Below are 18,122 nucleotides of genomic sequence, written 5' to 3'. Positions count from 1 at the left end.
GGCCCCCACGTTCTTTCTCTTTGGCGCTGGTTGGGTATGACAAGCGTATTCGCGTGGAAATAAGCTGGCTGTTTTATTGTATCGGTAAGCTGTTTCTGCATTTTTTGGGGTAACCGGGGAAATTGAATGTCCTTCTTTCTGGTTCTCGTCAGTGTCGTTGCAATCGGACTGATCGGATTCTTCATAGGTCGTCAGCGCGCCGTTGCAATTGACAAGGCGCAGCCTGCCAGGTCCGCAGGTGCAAATGCAGAGAAAATGCATTCCCGCCCGCTTTATCATGGCTGGTGGGTTTTCCTCGTTTCCGCGTTACCGGCAGTGCTGTTTCTGGCGGTTTGGGCGATCGGCACATCCGTTTATCTTGATCACACCGCGACAGCACAAATGCCTGCTGCCGTTGAGGACGGCTCTTATTCCGAGCGCAGTCTGCAGCTCAGCATGATCCGCAGTCTCTCCGATGGCATGCAGAAGCTGACGCCTGCTGAAATCGACAGTTTCCCGCAGACTTACAAGGAAGCGCGCGACGTGCTCGGCTCGAAGGGCGTGGCGCTTGCGACCGAAGGTCAGGACTATATGGTCCCGGTTGCTCTGTTCCTTGATAAGGCAAACAAGGTTTCCCATACGCTTGGCAGCGCAATTGCTCTGGTTATCGCGGTTGCTGGCCTGATTTTCGGTCTTTCCGGCATCAAGCGCCGCACACGGGCGCGCAACAATGTCGAGCGCATCGTCTTGTGGGGGCTGATTGCTGCGTCCGGCATCGCAATTCTCACAACCATCGGCATCGTTTTCTCTGTGCTGTTTCAGACTGTGAGCTTCTTCCAGTCGGTTGCTCCGATGGACTTCTTCTTTGGCACCGTGTGGGACCCACGCTTTGCAGCCGCAGGTTCGGGTGGTGAAGTCGGGCAGTTCGGTCTGATCCCGCTTCTGGCCGGTACACTCTATATTGCTTTTGTTGCCATGCTGTTTGCTGTGCCGGTTGGCCTGTTCTCGGCGATCTATATGGCTGAATATGCCTCACCGCGTGTGCGTACTGTGGTCAAGCCGGTGCTAGAACTTCTGGCCGGTATCCCGACCATTGTTTATGGCTTCTTCGCTCTGATTACGGTTGGCCCGTTCCTGCGTGATCTCTCGGCGGCCATTGCGGGCGGTCAGGGCTTCATCATGGCGCAGAGTGTGCTGACCGCTGGTCTGGTCATGGGCGTGATGCTGATCCCGTTCGTGTCATCGCTTTCCGATGATATTATCACCGCGGTGCCGCGCTCGCTGCGTGATGGCTCGCTTGGCCTTGGTGCCACGCGCTCCGAGACAATCAAGCGTGTCGTTCTGCCAGCAGCGCTTCCCGGTATTGTCGGCGCCCTTTTGATGACAGCCTCGCGTGCGATCGGTGAAACCATGATCGTGGTGCTTGCAGCCGGTGTTGCCGCACGTCTCTCCGCCAATCCTTTTGAAGCCATGACGACGATCACTGTCAAAATCGTCAGTCAGCTCACGGGCGATCTTGAATTCGATTCGCCGCAGACGCTGGTTGCCTTTGCGCTGGGTATTACCCTCTTTGTCCTGACGCTGATCATGAACATCTTTGCGCTCTACATCGTTCGCAAGTACCGGGAGCAGTACGAATAATGACCGATTCAACTCTCAATGCCGGCACTGCGGTAACAAAGCCCCAGCGCCGCGATATCGGGATCAAGCGTCGCTACGCTGCCGAACGCCGCTTCCGCCTCTATGGCATCCTCGCCATTGCGATTGGCGTGTTCTTCCTCTTCGCGCTTTTGTTCTCGGTTTTCTCGAAGGGCTATACAGCGTTTGGACAGACGACGATTTACCTGCCCGTTAAGCTTGATGCGCAGGTTATCGATCCGGGTAACAAACTGGCAACCGATCCGAATGTGCTGATCACGGCCAATTATCCGCTTCTGGTGCGCAATGCATTGGCGGAAAAACTCGGTGTGGCATCCACAAATCGCGCAGAAATGCGCGAAGTCGGACGCTTCTTCTCCGATGGTGTCCGCGTTCAGCTTCGCCAGATGGTGATGGATAATCCGTCGCTGATTGGCACAACGCAGACCGTTCCGGTTCTGGCTGCTGCGGACATTGACTCGGCCTATAAGGGCCAGATTGATCTCTCGGTGCCTGAGGCAAACCGCAAGGTTTCCGACCGTCAGTTTGCATGGATCAAGAAGCTGAGCGATGAAGGGATCATGAGCGAGGCTTTCAACTGGGGCCTGTTCACCAATGGTGCGTCCAGCCGTCCGGAAACTTCGGGTCTGGGTGTTGCGCTGGTCGGTTCCTTCTACATGATGATGATCGTGCTGGTGCTCGCACTGCCCATCGGTGTGGCTGCGTCGATTTATCTCGAAGAATATGCCAAGAAGAACCGCCTGACCGACCTTATTGAAGTCAACATCAACAATCTGGCGGCTGTGCCATCGATTGTCTTCGGTCTGCTCGGTCTTGCAGTCTTCATCAACTTCTTCAATCTGCCGCGTTCGGCGTCGATTGTGGGTGGTCTGGTGCTCACATTGATGACGCTTCCAACCATCATCATTGCAACGCGCTCAGCCCTTCGTGCCGTGCCGCCATCGATCCGCTCTGCTGCGCTTGGTCTTGGTGCATCCAAGACACAGATGGTGTTCCATCATGTGCTGCCGCTTGCCGCGCCCGGCATTTTGACCGGTACAATTATCGGCCTTGCGCAGGCACTGGGTGAAACAGCTCCGCTGCTGCTGATCGGTATGGTGGCTTTCGTTGCCAATATGCCAGCAACCCCAATGGATCCTGCAACGGCGCTGCCTGTGCAGATTTTCATGTGGGCCAATGAAGCCGAGCGTGCCTTTGTAGAACGGACATCAGGCGCTATTATCGTCCTGCTCCTGTTCCTCGCCGTCATGAACATTGCAGCAATTATTCTGCGCCGCCGCTTCGAGCGCCGCTGGTAAACGGGAGAGAAATGATGAATCTCATGACTGAACGATCTCTCGAAAAAGTCGTAGGAGAAAAAATGAACACCAACGCCCCTTCGATTAAAATGCGTGGCGACAAGGTCTGTGTGTTCTATGGCGAAAAACAGGCACTGTTCGAAGTCGATTTGGACGTGCCCGAAAAGATGGTCACTGCGCTGATCGGCCCATCGGGCTGTGGCAAGTCGACCTTCCTGCGTTCGCTCAACCGCATGAACGATACGATCGAAGGCTGCCGCATTGCTGGCAAGATCACGCTGGACAACGAGGATATTTACGATCCTAAGATCGACGTTGTTGAATTGCGCGCCCGCGTCGGCATGGTGTTCCAGAAGCCCAATCCGTTTCCGAAATCGATCTTTGAAAACGTTGCCTATGGTCCGCGTATCCATGGCCTTGCCCGCAACAAGACCGATCTCGAAGAAATCGTGGTCACAAGCCTCAAGAAGGCCAGCCTTTTTGAAGAGGTCAAAGATCGTCTGCATGATGCAGGCACTGGTCTTTCCGGTGGTCAGCAGCAGCGTCTGTGCATTGCACGCGCCATTGCTGTGAGCCCTGAAGTGATCCTGATGGACGAGCCGTGCTCGGCCCTTGATCCGATTGCAACCGCCAAGGTAGAAGAGCTGATCGACGAATTGCGCCAGAACTACACCATCGTCATCGTGACCCATTCCATGCAGCAGGCAGCACGCGTTTCGCAGCGCACTGCCATGTTCCATCTGGGCAATCTGGTGGAAGTGGGCGACACGGATGTGATGTTCACCGCACCGACCGAAAAACGCACCCAGGACTATATCACCGGTCGTTTTGGCTAAGGAATATTTCAGCAAAAGCGAGAGCCGGTTCGGTTCCGCTTCCCTGCCACCTTTACTTTGAGGTCTATTATGGCGTCCCAGCACACCGTTAGCGCATATGACGAAGAACTTCAGTTCCTGACCCACAAGATTGCGGAAATGGGCGGTCATGCCGAACGCATGGTCGAGCAGTCCGTTGCAGCGATTGTCAATGCCGACAACGCGCTGGCACAGCGCGTCATTTCCGATGATCTTATTCTCGATGCCAGCGAACGCGAGATCGACGACAAGGCTGTGATGATCATTGCCAAGCGTCAGCCAATGGCGGTGGATCTGCGCGAAATCATCGGCTCAATCCGCATCTCTGCCGATCTGGAGCGCGTGGGCGATCTGGGCAAGAATATTGCTAAGCGTGTTGCCGCTGTTTCGGAATCGCGCCAGCCGGGCAAGCTTTATCGCGGCCTCGAAACCCTGGCTGAACTGGCGCTCACGCAGCTCAAAGACGTGCTTGATGCCTATGCAACGCGTTCGGTCCAGCAGATCAATATCGTGCGTGATCGCGATGACGAAATTGACGCGATGTACACCTCGCTGTTCCGCGAATTGCTGACTTATATGATGGAAGATCCGCGCAACATTTCTGCCTGCACGCATCTTCTGTTCTGCGCCAAAAATATCGAGCGCATTGGCGATCATGCGACCAATATTGCGGAGACGGTCTATTATATCGTGACTGGCCTGCAAATGCCTGCGGAACGCCCGAAAGAAGATCTGAGCCACGGCATTGTCGTGGATGAGGCGCGTAAATCCTGAAAACGTGGCTTGCCGTAGCAATGCGACGAGCCATTTCAAATATGTATGAAGGCGCGGCGGCACGCGGTCGAACGGGGGAATTGCATTTGTCGCCACGCTTAACCCGATAGGAAACTCTGCATGTCACAGGCACCCAAGATTGCTGTGGTCGAAGACGAAGAAGCGCTGAGCGTGCTGTTGCGCTATAATCTCGAAGCCGAAGGCTACCACGTCGATACAATATTGCGTGGCGATGAAGCCGAGATTGCACTGCGTGAAAACGTACCGGATCTGCTTATTCTTGATTGGATGCTGCCGGGCGTATCCGGCATTGAACTGTGCCGCCGTCTGCGCCAGTGGCCAGAGACGGAGCGCCTGCCGGTCATCATGTTGACGGCGCGCGGCGAAGAAAGCGAACGCGTTCGGGGCTTGAGTGTGGGTGCCGATGATTATGTGGTGAAGCCTTTTTCGACACCGGAACTGCTCGCCCGCGTTAAAGCCATGCTGCGCCGCGCCAATCCAAGCGTGCTTTCGCATGTGCTGAAAGTCGGAGAGCTTGTGCTCGACCGTCAGCAGCATCGCGTCTATCGCAAGGAAAAAGAAATCCGCCTGGGGCCGACAGAGTTTCGTCTGCTCGAATATTTCATGATGTCGCCGGGCCGCGTCTTCTCGCGCAGTCAGCTGCTGGATGGTGTCTGGGGACCGGATATTTATGTCGATGACCGCACGGTGGATGTGCATGTCGGACGTCTGCGCAAGGCCATTAATCTCGGTCGCGCGCTTGATCCGATCCGCACGGTGCGCGGCGCGGGCTATTCCTTTGGATAGCCGTTCAGGCATCCTCAAATGTGTATATTGGCATCTCGCTGCTTGAAAAAAGCGGCGAGATTTTTGTTTGGTGAGAGGCTTTCTGCCTCACCCATAACAACAGCCGATTCGGAAATTATGGTCTTCAGCAGCGCCGGAATGGCCCTTCTCACGCGATATTACAGTTTTGTCGATAAAGTTGAAGGCACTTATTTGGCGTGGTGAAAACAGCGTTTTCGACGTGCTTTTTTGGCCCAAAATTCCGATTGCTAAAAACTTGAAAGAAAATGGGAATTGGGGCGCTGATGTGGCTTGTGTGTAACCAGATTGAATCGCGTTAAATCAATACCTTATAAGAATTGACGCGTCTCATTAAGGATTTATTAATATATTTGAAGGGTTTGCAGCAAAATTCAAGCTTATGATTCAAGTTGATTTCATCATCATCCTATTGGTGACGTGAATTTTGAAATTTGACCCTTTGCCTTTTTTTGGCCTAAAAATTCAAAAACCTTGTAGTCGATGCGTAACTGCAAAACAGTCGATTTTTGATTTTCGTTCTATTTGGCTTTGCATCATAGCCGGTTTTGCAAGCGCCTATGCGGCGCGTATGACAGGCTGGATCAGGTAAGGGGTCTAATTATGAGATTTGTCCGTTGACGCGCGCTGGTAAATGGAAATGGCCTGTTGTTATCGGGTTGCTCGTAGCACCGTTTTTGGTGACGGGCTGCACGACGACAGGCGGAACAACCAAGGCCAAGACGGAAAAGACAGCGGCGACCAGCCACGTCAAGACCGTCAATGGCGTTAAGACTTTCACCTACACTGCCAGAGACCGCGAGTGCCTTGAGCGCGCGATGTTCTTTGAATCAAACCGCTCAAGCCCGGATGGTCTGATGGCTGTCGGTACAGTTGTAATGAACCGCCTTGCATCGGGCAGCTATCCCGACACAATCTGTGGCGTTGTGGGGCAGAAAAACCAGTTTGCGCCCGGTGTTTTGAGCCGCAAGATGAATTCCAAGGCAATGCCGGATGTTGAGGCCGCAGCCGATGCCGTTCTCAAGGGCAAGCGTCATCCAAAGCTGAAAAACGCGATGTTCTTCCACACGGCGGGCCTCAAGTTCCCCTATCGCAACATGCATTATGTGCTGGTTGCTGGCGGAAACTCTTTCTATGAAAAGCGTGGCCGCGATGGTGCGTTGGAGAATCCTGTTCCGCAGATACCTTACAATTTGGCCTATGTATCAACACCACAGTCGCCTTCCATGCCCGATGGCCCGTTCTATAACGTGACATCGCAGCAGGATGTTCCTGTTCCGCAGGCGCAGCCAACTGTTCAGGTTGCTCTGGCCGAAGCAGCTAACAGCGTTGAAGCGCGGCAGAATGATGGTTCGGGCCCACAGGCTCGTGGCAACCGGCTCGCGACCCTTCCTGTGAAGCCAGCTGAAAAGCCGGCTGTGATGCAGGTGGCAAGCTATCAGCCGACATTTGATGAAACGGCACCAAACGTTCAAAATGTGTCACTCGGATATGCGGCTGACAAAAAGCACGTCGATGCAATCGGCGCGATGCTTCTGTCGCAGGAACGCCCGGAAGCACCGCTCTAACAAGAGCTTGAGATGTAAAAAGCGCCCTTAGCGGGCGCTTTTTTATTTGACGGGCACTGCAACGGGAACTGGCTGATAAATTACCATCGGTCCATCGTAGAAATCAGCTCTGTTTTGCCATGCACGACTGTCTGCGCGGCGGTCGAGATCAAGCCGCATCATACAATTTGCAAAAGCATCGGTCCTTTGTTTGAAACCATAATTGCGGCAGGTCTGTTCATCTGCTGCACGGCGCTGTTCCGGTGTCATGGTCTGACAGCCTGCAAGCAGTCCCGCCAGACCGAGGATAAGAAGCACAGTTTTCTTCATGAAGTTGCTCTCGTAAAATCAAAAAATTATCGACCGCTATAAGAATATAGCGCAGTTGCAGGAAAAAGAGTGGTGAAATTAAGGGCTCTGATACACTGCCGCTGATTCTTTCAAACACGAGGTTTGCAGCCCTATGGCAATTGACAATAACGCTCCCGTCATCGATCCGGTAAAACTCGAACGTCTGGCCGAAGTTGCCGTGCGTGTGGGCCTGCAATTGCGCGAAGGACAGGACCTTGTCATCACGGCGCCCGTTGTTGCTCTGCCGCTGGTACGCCTGATTGCAAAACATGCCTATAAAGCAGGCGCGGGTCTTGTCACGCCGTTTTTCTCAGATGATGCAATCGCGCTGGCACGGTATGAAAATGCAAGCGATGAAAGCTTTGATCGTGCAGCCGACTGGCTCTATGAAGGCATGGCGAAAGCCTATGCCAATGGGGCGGCCCGTCTTGCCATTGCAGCCGATAATCCGATGCTGCTGTCGGCGCAGGATGCATCAAAGGTTTCGCGCGCCAATCGCGCCAATTCCAAAGCCTATCAGCCAGCACTCGAAAAGATTGCCGGTTTTGACATCAACTGGAACATCATTTCCTATCCGAACCCGGAATGGGCCAAGCTGATGTTTCCGAATGAAACGGAAAATGTTGCGACCCGCAAGCTGGCGGATGCGATCTTTGCAGCCTCCCGCGTTGATGTCGATGACCCGGTCGGGGCATGGGCCGCACACAATGCAGCGCTGCGCACCCGCACGCGTTTTCTGAATGCAAAGGCCTATAGTGCGCTGCATTTTCAGGGTCCGGGTACCGACCTGACGGTCGGTCTCGCCGATGGCCATGAATGGCATGGTGGCGCATCGACGGCAAAGAATGGCGTTACCTGCAATCCGAATATCCCGACCGAAGAAGTCTTTACCACGCCCCATGCGTTGCGCGTTGAAGGCCATGTATCGAGCACCAAGCCATTGTCGCATCAGGGAACATTGATCGACAATATTTCGGTGCGCTTTGAAGGCGGCCGCATTGTCGAGGCCAAGGCAAGCCGTGGCGAAGAAGTGCTCAACAAGGTGCTGGATACCGATGAAGGCGCACGTCGCCTGGGCGAAGTGGCGCTTGTTCCGCATTCCTCACCGATCTCGCAGAGCGGGCTGTTGTTCTATAACACGCTGTTTGATGAAAATGCTGCGAGCCATATCGCGCTCGGCCAGTGCTATTCGAAATGTTTTGTTGATGGCGCAAAGCTGACGCCAGAACAGATCAAAGCGCAGGGCGGCAATTCGAGCCTCATTCACATCGACTGGATGATCGGATCTGACAAGATTGACGTTGATGGCGTCAATGCAGATGGCAGCCGCGAGCCTGTGATGCGTGGCGGCGAATGGGCTAATTAACTGTTGCAAATGAAAAGCCCGGCTTAGAGCCGGGCTTTTTATAGGTCTTTAGAGCACTAAAATCAGTTTTTTTCCTGAACATGGGCTTCCAGGAACCACAGCGCCTTGTCGAGACTGCGCGATGCAGCAGTGAAAATGTCTGCGGTCGTGTCATCACCTGCTTCATCAGCATCTTTAATCGACTGGCGCACAAGATTGGCGACATCGCCATAACGCTCGATCAGTGCGTTCAGGTGGTCGTGCACAGCGTAAATATCGGTCGGATAGGCTTTAAGCTTGGAGTCTTTTGCGACAACCTGCGTCGTGCCATAGGCGGTGCCGCCAAGCTGCACGGCGCGTTCTGCAATTGTGTCCACATGACCGTCAAGATCGGAACGGAACGTGTCGAGCAATTCATGCACGGCGATAAACTGAGGCCCCTTGAGGTTCCAGTGCGCCTGCTTGGTGATGAGGGCAAGATCGATGGTCGCAGCCAGATTTTCATTCAGCAGCGCAATCATCGTGGTCTTTGTATTGGAGGGAAGATCGTTGCGGGTTGCATGCATCGACTTCTTGGACATTTTATCCTCATATCCTTTGCACGATCCGGCTTTTTCCAACGTTGAGAAACCGCTGTTGAAAAACAGATTTGTTTTCTGAAACCGGTCCCGCCAGATCTCAATGAAAGGCCGGTTCAGGGATACGAAATTGAAAATTGCCCCGCATCCTCAATTTTAACGCCGTGCATGGCGTTTTGTTCCGAAAATATGTAGTAATTTTCGCAAGATTCATGTGTTTTGCTTGTCGCAAGCCGATTTCTGATTTACCCGATGGCTCATGAAGATACTTGCCCTTGATACCGCCTCTTCCTGGTGTGCTGCCGCAGTCTATGATTCGCGCACGGATAGGGTTCTTGCCAAAATAAGCGAGAATATCGGAAAAGGTCATGCCGAAGTTTTGATGGACTATATCGGGCGCGTGATGGAGCAATCCGGTATTGCCATGACTGAACTTGATCGCGTGGCGGTCAATGTCGGTCCCGGATCATTTACCGGCGTGCGCATTGGTGTGTCTGCGGCACGCGGTTTTGCACTGGCTCTTGGCCGTCCGGCTATGGGCATCAGCGCCTTTGATGCGCTTGCCGCTGAAGTAGCGCTCAGCCAGCCGGGACAGCCGGTTCTGGTGCTGCTTGAAGCGCATCGCGGTGAAATCTACGCGCAGGCCTTTGGTGGTGATGCGGTGGCCACAACCGGGCCAATGGTGCTCGCGCGTGACGAAGCGCTGACGCTTATTCAGCAACAGCCGTCTGAAACGGTTCTGGCTGGCTCGGCTGCTGCTGCGCTCAATGAAATTCTGGCTGGCACATTCAGTGTCGTGCGCCCTGAGCCAACGGGTCAAATCGGCACGTATGCAAAGCTTGCAGCCATCGGCGCGCCGGGTGAAGCACCAAAGCCGCTCTATATGCGCGGACCGGATGTGAAGCCACAAACCGGATTTGCCTTGCCGCGCAGGGCGGACGGGGATGCGCGGTGATGGGACTTTCGTTTCTGCGCTTCGGTAGCAAACCCGTTTCGGTGGAAAAGCTTGATGTTCATGACAGCGGCGAAATTCAAAGAGTTCATGCGCTTTCCTTCCATCACGCATGGAGTTCGGACGATTTCCGTTCGCTGATCGCGCAGGATAGCGTTTTTGGCTTTGTGGCGCGGCCCGAAGGCAAGCCGGGCAAGGCGTGTGGCTTTGTGCTGGCGCGGCTCGTTGCCGGTGAGGCGGAAATTCTCACCATTGCGGTTTCCAATGCGGTGCGCAAGCAGGGCATCGGCCATGCGTTGATGGATGCCGTGCTGCGCTATCTCTATCAGGAGCGCGCCGAGACGCTGTTTCTGGAAGTCGATGAAAACAATGTCGCAGCACTGGCTCTTTATCGCCGCATGGGGTTCAACAAGGTCGGTGATCGCCCTGCCTATTATGAAACGGCCAATGGCCGTTCTTCGGCTTTCATTCTGCGCCGCGATCTGGTGAGGCCGCAATGATCGGTGCCATCCGCATTATTCTGGTTGTTGCAGCCATGGTGGCGCTCAGCCTGTCGCTCATTCCGGTGCAATATGTGTTTTTGAAACTCAAAAACACATGGAAGCGACGGCTTCCGAATTTCTTCCATCGTATCATTGCGCGCCTGCTCGGTTTCCGCATTACAATCGTCGGCGAGATGCCGGAAGGCCGACCGTTGCTGCTGGTTGCCAATCACGCATCGTGGAGCGATATTGTCGTGCTTTCGGCTGCGGGGCAGGTGTCTTTCATTGCCAAATCACAAGTCAGAAGCTGGCCGGTGTTTGGCTTCTTTGCCGTGTTGCAGCGCACGGTGTTTGTGGAGCGTGAACGGCGCGGCAAGACCGGCGAACAAACCTCTGACATTGCAAAACGTCTGGCTGATGGTGACGCCATGGTGCTGTTTCCCGAAGGAACGACATCGGATGGCAATCGTGTGCTGCCGTTTAAGACCGCTTTGTTTGGTGCAGCCCATGCCGCAATCCGGGAAGCAGGCGTGCCGGAAGTCATCGTGCAGCCGGTCGCGATTGCCTATACCGGCGTGCATGGCATGGCGATGGGCCGATACCATCGCCCGATTGCTTCATGGCCGGGCGATGTTCAGCTGATGCCGCATCTCAAAGGCATTCTGCGCGAAGGTGCCATTGATGTTGAAATACGTTTTGGCGAGCCGATTGTGGTCACCGCCGAAACGGACCGCAAGGCGCTGGCGCGCACCATGGAGAACCGGGTGAGGGCGTTGTTGCAGACCTCGCTGCTCGGGCGCGAAATCGCGGAAGATTAAAGCATTTCCAGCAAAAGTGCGGAGCGATTTTGCGTGGGATAATGCGATAAAAACAAAGAGATTTAGCATTCCCTATGATTCATTCTAAATAGGAAATGCTCTGAGAGTGTTAGTTTGTCGCCTTCCAAAGCAGCGATAAAGACGCTAGATAGCCGCGCATGAGCGAAAATATGACCGATATCAAGACAAACCCGAATGGCAGCAACACGCGTAAGGTTTTTGTAAAAACCTATGGCTGCCAGATGAATGTCTACGACAGCCAGCGCATGGCCGACAGCCTTGCCGCTGAGGGCTATGTTGCGACTGACACGCCCGATGATGCCGATCTGGTTTTGCTCAACACCTGCCATATTCGTGAAAAGGCATCGGAAAAGCTTTATTCTGCGCTGGGTCGGCTGCGCAAGATGAAGGATGCACGCGGACCAAATGGCAAGGAACTGACAATCGGCGTTGCCGGTTGTGTGGCGCAGGCCGAGGGGCAGGAAATTCTGCGCCGTGCGCCCAATGTCGATCTGGTGATCGGACCGCAGACCTATCACCGCCTGCCGGATGCGCTTGCGCGTGTGCGTGGCGGCGAAAAGGTCGTCGAAACCGAATATGCGATCGAAGACAAATTCGAGCACCTGCCAGCACCCAAGCGCGAAGAAACCCGCAAGCGCGGCGTTTCAGCCTTTCTTACGGTGCAGGAAGGTTGTGACAAGTTTTGCACGTTCTGTGTGGTGCCTTATACGCGCGGTTCGGAAGTCTCGCGCAGCGTTGCGCAGATTGTGGCCGAGGCCGAGCGTCTTGCTGACAGCGGCGTGCGCGAACTGACCCTTCTGGGTCAGAATGTGAATGCGTGGCATGGCAAAGGCGATGATGGCCGCGAATGGGGGCTTGGCGAGTTGCTGTTCCGCCTTGCACGCATTCCCGGTGTGGCACGTCTGCGGTATACGACCAGCCATCCGCGCGATATGGATGATACACTGATCGCAGCGCATCGTGATTTGCGCCAGCTGATGCCTTATTTGCATCTGCCTGTTCAGGCGGGTTCGGATCGTATTCTCAAGGCGATGAACCGTCGCCACAAGGCCGATGAATATATCCGTCTGGTTGAGCGTATCCGTGAAGTGCGCCCCGATATGGCGCTTTCGGGTGATTTTATCGTTGGCTTCCCCGGCGAAACCGATCAGGATTTTGAAGATACGATGCGGCTGGTGCGTGAAGTGCATTATGCGCAGGCCTATTCATTCAAATATTCGCCGCGTCCGGGCACGCCGGGTGCCGATCTTCCCGATCATGTTGAAGAAGCGGTCAAGGATGAGCGCCTTCAACGGCTTCAGGCATTGCTCAACGAACAGCAATATGCGTTTCAGGATTCTCTGGTCGGTCGCGAAATGGATGTGCTTCTGGAAAAGCCGGGCCGCTTCGAGCGCCAGATGGTTGGCCGTTCGCCTTGGCTTCTGCCAGCAATCATCGATGACAATGACGATCAGGTCGGTGAAATCATCCGCGTAAAAATTACGGGGACTGGTACCAATAGTCTTATTGCGCAAAAGCGCGTCTAAGCGCATGATGTTGTTCAGGCAGTAGTCGCGGTGCGTAGCCTTTGACCGAACGTCCTGCCAAGACTGCGATTGCAATGCGTGAACCTTTGGGAGATGCGTTTGAGCGCTACGGAAAAACTTAAGCCTGCCAAGCCAACCATCCATAGGCAAACAAACACAATTTCAAGCCCGGCTGCCAGTTCTGCGCCAAGTTCTGCAACTGGCGCCGCATCCGGGGCCTCCGATATGGCCCATATCGTCCTTACATTCGACAATAACCGTCTTGCCAGTGCGCTTTACGGCCAGTTCGATGAGAATCTGGCACGGATTGAGCAGAAGCTCGGCGTTGATGTGCGTTCAAAGGGCAATCAGCTCTCCATTCGCGGAGAACCCACCGCCACCGAACAGGCACGGCGTGCGCTGGATAATCTCTACGAAACCTTGCAGAAGGGCCATGAACTTGGGCCATCCGATGTGGATGGCGCGTTGCGCATGGCCATTGCTGCCGATGATCAGCTGATACTGCCCACCCTTGAGAATAAGGGTAAGCTTTCATCAGCTCAGATTTCGACGCGCAAGAAAACAATCTTTGCACGCACGCCGGTTCAGGACGCTTATATGCGTGCGCTTGAACGCTCGGAACTGGTTTTTGGCGTTGGTCCCGCGGGTACAGGTAAAACCTATCTCGCAGTTGCTCATGCAGCCATGCTGCTGGAGCGCGGCCTTGTCGAGCGCATCATTCTGTCTCGTCCGGCTGTTGAAGCAGGCGAACGTCTCGGCTTTCTGCCGGGCGACATGAAGGAAAAGGTCGATCCTTACCTTCGTCCGCTTTATGATGCACTTTACGACATGATGCCTGCGGAAAAGGTCGAACGCGCCATTACCGCTGGCGTGATCGAAATTGCACCGCTTGCCTTCATGCGTGGTCGCACATTGGCGCATTCCGCTGTCATTCTTGACGAAGCACAGAATACGACCTCCATGCAGATGAAGATGTTCCTGACCCGTCTTGGCGAAGGTTCGCGCATGATGGTCAATGGCGATCCAAGCCAGATCGATCTTCCGCCCGGTCAGAAATCCGGTCTTGTCGAGGCGCTGCGCGTTCTTGAGGGCGTGGATTCGGTGGTCAAGGTGCGCTTTACCGAGAAGGATGTGGTTCGCCATCCACTGGTGGCCGCCATTGTTGGCGCTTACGACGATGATGCGAAAAAGCATGCCCGGTCAGAATAATTCAAAATTATTCTTGTATTCGCGTAGAATAATGACGATTTAAAAATATTACGTCCGCTTTTTAGCGGACGCTTCTTTTAACAACTGGAAGGATAGAGCGGCTGTTTCATCGCAAGCCGCGGCAGAAGTGTCAGACAACGCGATCCAAATCGATATCATGATCGAAGCCGGCAACTGGCCGGAAGAAACAGTCCTTGAAGGACTTGTGCAGCGCTCCGTGGAGGCGGCCTGGGATAATCTTGGGCTTCAACCCGCCAAGAGCGAACTCAGTCTGGTTTTTACCGACGATGCTTCCATCCGCAAGATCAATGCCGAGTGGCGCAACAAGGACAAGGCCACCAATGTGCTGTCCTTCCCGGCTTACCCTGTAAAGGCTGGCGAGCAGCCAGGCCCGATGCTTGGCGATATCATCATCGCGCGCGAAACGGTTGAACGCGAGGCTGTTGAGGAGGGAAAGCCGCTCGATAACCATCTCACGCATCTGGTCGTGCATGGGTTTTTGCATCTTTTGGGATATGATCATGAGACGGATGATGAGGCCGAGGAGATGGAACGCCGCGAGCGCGAAATCCTTCATGCTCTTGCCATCCCGGACCCTTATGCTGTATCCGATGTGAACATTGAAACAGATTGATCATGGCTGACCAAAACAACTCATCCACCGCTGGCGATAGCCGAGGCGACACACAGGACACTGAGGGGCAAAGTACGCAGCGCTCGCAATCGAGCGAAAAGCGATCCCTTCTGGCAAATATTTTTCCATTTATGCGTTCGCGGCACTCATCTTCCCTGCGTGAAGATCTCGCCGATGCGCTTTCAAGCACGGAGAGCGAACAGGATTCCGCTTTCTCGCCTGAAGAAAAGGCGATGCTCAACAACATCCTGCGCCTGCGGGAAATCCGTGTCGAAGACGTGATGATCCCGCGTGCTGATGTTGTGGCGATAGAAATTTCCACACCGCTCTGGCAAGCGCTGGAACTGTTTGAAACCTCCGGTCATTCGCGTATGCCGGTTTATGCTGAAACGCTGGATGATCCGCGCGGCATGATCCATATCCGCGATGTTCTCAATTATATCACCAGACAGGCGCGCCAGAACACGCAAAGCGATGCCGGTGAAGCAGGCCCCGCCAAGTTCGATATAGGTCGCATTGATCTTAGCAAAACGATTGGCGAGCTTGATCTCATGCGCAAGGTGCTGTTTGTGCCACCTTCAATGATGGCGAGCGGTTTGATGGCGCGCATGCAGGCAGCGCACATCCAGATGGCACTGGTCATCGACGAATATGGCGGCACTGACGGCCTGGCTTCGCTGGAAGACATCGTTGAAATGGTTGTCGGCGACATCGAAGATGAACATGACGACGAAGAAATCATGATCGCCGAAGAAGCCGATGGCGTGTTTGTCGTTGATGCACGCGCGGACCTTGATGAGCTCACACAGAAGATCGGCCCGTCCTTTGAAGCGGGTGAACACGGGGAGGATGTCGATACGGTCGGTGGCCTTATTTTCTCCGTCCTTGGCCGTATTCCGTTGCGCGGTGAAGTCGTACAGGCGATCCCCGGCTACGAGTTCCATGTGCTTGAGGTCGATCCGCGGCGCGTCAAACGCGTGCGTATTGTACCGCTTTCTGAAGCGGACAATCACAGACATCCATCCACGGTGGGCGCCGATGATGCATCCGGCAACACCACGGAAACATCCAAAGAGGCCTGATGATCGAGAGATTTGCGGGAAGGATCTCTTCATTGAGCGGATGGCGCCGTGCGCTGGTTGCTTTTCTCAGTGGCGCTGTCGCAACGCTGACGCAGCCGCCCTTTGATATTGCCATTGCCGGTTTCGTTGCCTTTCCGCTTCTGGTCTGGCTGATTGACGGTGCTATCCCCGATAAGAACAAAGGCCTGATAAGGCGGTTTTTTCCCGCAGGCTTCATCGGCTGGTGTTTTGGCTTTGGCTATTTCGTGTCGGGCCTGTGGTGGATCGGCACGGCCCTTCTTGTCGATGCAGAGCAATTTGCCTGGGCGGTTCCTTTAGCCGTTCTTGGCCTGCCTGCATTTCTTGCGATTTTCTATGGGTTGGCTGCGATGATCGCGCGCCTGTTCTGGTCGCAGGGCATTGGACGCATCTTCGCGATTGCTGTCGCCTTTGGCTTTGTCGAATGGCTGCGAACCTTTGTTTTCACCGGCTTCCCGTGGAATGCGCTGGGCTATGCGCTCATGCCCACACCGATGATGATGCAATCGGTCGAGATTGTGGGTCTGGTTGGAATGAGTGCGCTTGCGGCCCTTATTTTTTCCGCACCGGCATTGTTGAGCGGCGGGCGTCTGGCCAAAAGCGGCATTGTTCTGGCCGCAACCTTGCTTGCTGCCCATATTGGCTTTGGCGCATGGACGTTATCGCGTGCACCAGCGCCTGATACGGAGCGTACTACGCTTTCAATCCGCGTGGTTCAGCCCTCCATTTCACAGAGCCTGAAATGGGATGATAACGAACGCCGCGCGATTTTTGACAAGTTCATTGCCATGACAAAACAGCTGCCGGCTGAGGGCAAGCCAAGGCCCGATGTCGTTATCTGGCCTGAAACCGCAGTTCCCTATATCCTTTCGCTGACGCCCGATGCGCTTCAACGCATTTCTGAAGTGATTGACGATGATCAGGTGCTGTTGACAGGGGCAGTGAGGGAGGAACGCGTTCCGCGTCGCGAGCCACGCTATTATAATTCCATCCTGACCATCAACAGCCAGGGTACAATCATTGATTATACCGACAAGGTGCATCTGGTGCCTTTCGGCGAATATCTGCCTTTTGAGCGGACGCTGCGCAGTTGGGGCTTGCAGGAAGTGGTGGAATTGCCCGGTGGCTTCACCGCTGCCAAGACGCGCCACGCAATCAATGTCATGGAAGGGCAGACCTTCCTGCCGCTGATCTGCTATGAGGCGATTTTCCCTGATGAACTGTCTTATACGGGCCGCAAGGTGACGGCGATTGTCAATGTTACCAATGACGCATGGTATGGAGACACGCCGGGGCCTTATCAGCATTTCCGGCAGGCACAGGTGCGATCTGTCGAACAGGGGCTGCCGCTTGTTCGTGCGGCCAATAACGGCATTTCGGCTGTGGTGGATTCTTACGGTCGAATCATAGATGAGTTACCGCTTGATGCGGTGGGCGTCATTGATGCCTATCTGCCGGAGGAACGTGTGCCATTTTGGGGCAATGCCCCCGGTGGCAAACAGACTCTTGCAGTTCTGTTAACCCTACTCGCCATATGCGTGTGGTTCAGGCTGCCTTTCAGCAGGCGTTTTCATTGACACGGCAATTTTGTTAAGCTGTTATATTAGCGCGGTGACGGTTAATTGCGCGAACTCGTCTGACTACCTCCCATATTGATTTTTATCCCTGTTCACATGAACAGGCCATGAATGAAAGCTCGCTGTTGCGAGGAGTGACACTGTATGATTGAGAATAAGAAGAAACCCAACCCCATCGATGTGCATGTGGGCAGCCGCATCCGCCTTCGTCGCAATATGCTGGGTCTCAGTCAGGAAAAATTGGGCGAAAGCCTTGGCATTACATTCCAGCAGATCCAGAAATACGAAAAAGGCACCAATCGCGTTGGCGCGAGCCGTCTTCAGGCAATTTCCTCGGTTCTCACGGTCCCTGTTTCCTTCTTTTTTGAAGATGCACCGGGTTCCAATGCCAGCACGCAGCCAGGCTTTGCCGAAGACAATGAAGCGACCTATGTTGTCGATTTCCTCAGCTCAAATGAGGGCGTGCAGCTGACGCGCGCATTTACAAAAATTGCCGATCCGAAAGTGCGCCGCAAGATTATCGATCTGGTGAAGTCACTGGCGGCCGAGAGCGAATAACCCGTCGCCACGCCAAAAAAAGCGTTTGCCGGGCA

18 protein-coding genes are annotated in these 18,122 nt (G+C 54.4%); 16 read left to right on the top strand and 2 right to left on the bottom strand.

Going from position 1 to position 18,122, the window contains the following annotated elements; all coding sequences use genetic code 11:
• Positions 1-126 precede the first annotated feature (126 nt).
• The 6 genes from pstC (at position 127) to VBH83_RS01135 (ending at position 6,957) form a co-directional block, all read left to right on the top strand.
• Positions 127-1,620: a phosphate ABC transporter permease subunit PstC gene (pstC, locus tag VBH83_RS01160; RefSeq protein ID WP_265982524.1), complete on the top strand. Its 1,494-nt coding sequence runs from the start codon at positions 127-129 to the stop codon at positions 1,618-1,620.
• Positions 1,620-2,936, top strand: a complete 1,317-nt coding sequence (gene pstA, locus VBH83_RS01155) for a phosphate ABC transporter permease PstA (RefSeq protein ID WP_265982526.1) — start codon at positions 1,620-1,622, stop codon at positions 2,934-2,936. The genes pstC and pstA overlap by 1 nt, the downstream gene beginning before the upstream one ends.
• Positions 2,937-2,998: 62 nt before the next feature.
• Positions 2,999-3,772 (top strand): phosphate ABC transporter ATP-binding protein PstB, encoded by a 774-nt coding sequence (gene pstB, locus VBH83_RS01150; RefSeq protein ID WP_250039376.1) that lies wholly within the window; start codon positions 2,999-3,001, stop codon positions 3,770-3,772.
• A 69-nt stretch (positions 3,773-3,841) separates the two neighbouring features.
• A complete protein-coding gene (phoU, locus tag VBH83_RS01145) occupies positions 3,842-4,564 on the top strand; it encodes a phosphate signaling complex protein PhoU (protein WP_187543658.1) in 723 nt (240 codons plus the stop codon).
• A 120-nt stretch (positions 4,565-4,684) separates the two neighbouring features.
• Positions 4,685-5,371 (top strand): phosphate regulon transcriptional regulator PhoB, encoded by a 687-nt coding sequence (gene phoB / locus VBH83_RS01140; protein ID WP_094505949.1) that lies wholly within the window; start codon positions 4,685-4,687, stop codon positions 5,369-5,371.
• 635 nt (positions 5,372-6,006) lie between these two features.
• Positions 6,007-6,957, top strand: coding sequence for a cell wall hydrolase (locus VBH83_RS01135; protein ID WP_265982532.1), 951 nt, complete (start codon positions 6,007-6,009; stop codon positions 6,955-6,957).
• Positions 6,958-6,999: 42 nt separating this feature from the next.
• Here VBH83_RS01135 and VBH83_RS01130 read toward each other — a convergent pair whose 3' ends face one another.
• Entirely contained in the window at positions 7,000-7,266 is a 267-nt protein-coding gene (locus VBH83_RS01130; RefSeq protein ID WP_265982533.1) for a hypothetical protein, read from the bottom strand.
• Positions 7,267-7,399: 133 nt separating this feature from the next.
• On the opposite strand from VBH83_RS01130, the gene VBH83_RS01125 reads away from it, so the two are divergent.
• Positions 7,400-8,653 carry an aminopeptidase gene (locus VBH83_RS01125; protein WP_265982534.1) on the top strand — a complete coding sequence of 418 codons (1,254 nt, stop codon included), beginning with the start codon at positions 7,400-7,402 and terminating at the stop codon, positions 8,651-8,653.
• Between the two features lie 62 nt (positions 8,654-8,715).
• On the opposite strand, the gene dps is transcribed toward VBH83_RS01125, so the two are convergent.
• Positions 8,716-9,213: a DNA starvation/stationary phase protection protein Dps gene (gene dps, locus VBH83_RS01120; protein ID WP_265982535.1), complete on the bottom strand. Its 498-nt coding sequence runs from the start codon at positions 9,211-9,213 to the stop codon at positions 8,716-8,718.
• A gap of 256 nt (positions 9,214-9,469) precedes the next feature.
• Between dps and tsaB the strand changes: the two genes are divergently transcribed.
• The 9 genes from tsaB to VBH83_RS01075 all read left to right on the top strand — a co-directional run bounded on the left by tsaB (position 9,470) and on the right by VBH83_RS01075 (position 18,087).
• The gene (gene tsaB, locus VBH83_RS01115) at positions 9,470-10,165 is read left to right on the top strand and encodes a tRNA (adenosine(37)-N6)-threonylcarbamoyltransferase complex dimerization subunit type 1 TsaB (RefSeq protein WP_265982536.1); all 696 of its coding nucleotides are present in this window, start codon (positions 9,470-9,472) and stop codon (positions 10,163-10,165) included.
• Entirely contained in the window at positions 10,162-10,662 is a 501-nt protein-coding gene (gene rimI, locus VBH83_RS01110) for a ribosomal protein S18-alanine N-acetyltransferase (RefSeq protein ID WP_265982537.1), read from the top strand. The genes tsaB and rimI overlap by 4 nt, the downstream gene beginning before the upstream one ends.
• Positions 10,659-11,462 carry a 1-acyl-sn-glycerol-3-phosphate acyltransferase gene (locus VBH83_RS01105; RefSeq protein WP_265982538.1) on the top strand — a complete coding sequence of 268 codons (804 nt, stop codon included), beginning with the start codon at positions 10,659-10,661 and terminating at the stop codon, positions 11,460-11,462. The genes rimI and VBH83_RS01105 overlap by 4 nt, the downstream gene beginning before the upstream one ends.
• 158 nt (positions 11,463-11,620) lie before the next feature.
• Entirely contained in the window at positions 11,621-13,009 is a 1,389-nt protein-coding gene (gene miaB, locus VBH83_RS01100) for a tRNA (N6-isopentenyl adenosine(37)-C2)-methylthiotransferase MiaB (protein WP_265982539.1), read from the top strand.
• Between the two features lie 99 nt (positions 13,010-13,108).
• A complete protein-coding gene (locus VBH83_RS01095) occupies positions 13,109-14,218 on the top strand; it encodes a PhoH family protein (RefSeq protein WP_396995976.1) in 1,110 nt (369 codons plus the stop codon).
• Positions 14,219-14,345: 127 nt separating this feature from the next.
• Positions 14,346-14,852 (top strand): rRNA maturation RNase YbeY, encoded by a 507-nt coding sequence (gene ybeY / locus VBH83_RS01090; protein ID WP_265982543.1) that lies wholly within the window; start codon positions 14,346-14,348, stop codon positions 14,850-14,852.
• Between the two features lie 2 nt (positions 14,853-14,854).
• Positions 14,855-15,934 carry a hemolysin family protein gene (locus tag VBH83_RS01085; RefSeq protein WP_265982544.1) on the top strand — a complete coding sequence of 360 codons (1,080 nt, stop codon included), beginning with the start codon at positions 14,855-14,857 and terminating at the stop codon, positions 15,932-15,934.
• Positions 15,934-17,529 carry an apolipoprotein N-acyltransferase gene (gene lnt / locus VBH83_RS01080; RefSeq protein WP_265982545.1) on the top strand — a complete coding sequence of 532 codons (1,596 nt, stop codon included), beginning with the start codon at positions 15,934-15,936 and terminating at the stop codon, positions 17,527-17,529. The genes VBH83_RS01085 and lnt overlap by 1 nt, the downstream gene beginning before the upstream one ends.
• Before the next feature lie 144 nt (positions 17,530-17,673).
• A complete protein-coding gene (locus VBH83_RS01075) occupies positions 17,674-18,087 on the top strand; it encodes a helix-turn-helix domain-containing protein (RefSeq protein WP_265982546.1) in 414 nt (137 codons plus the stop codon).
• Positions 18,088-18,122: the final 35 nt, after the last annotated feature.

The organism is Ochrobactrum sp. S1502_03, assembly GCF_044435015.1.
In the GTDB taxonomy this organism is placed as follows: domain Bacteria; phylum Pseudomonadota; class Alphaproteobacteria; order Rhizobiales; family Rhizobiaceae; genus Brucella; species Brucella chromiisoli.
The sequence above is the reverse complement of the archived record's forward strand: the minus strand, read 5'-3'. Positions and strand labels throughout refer to the sequence as shown.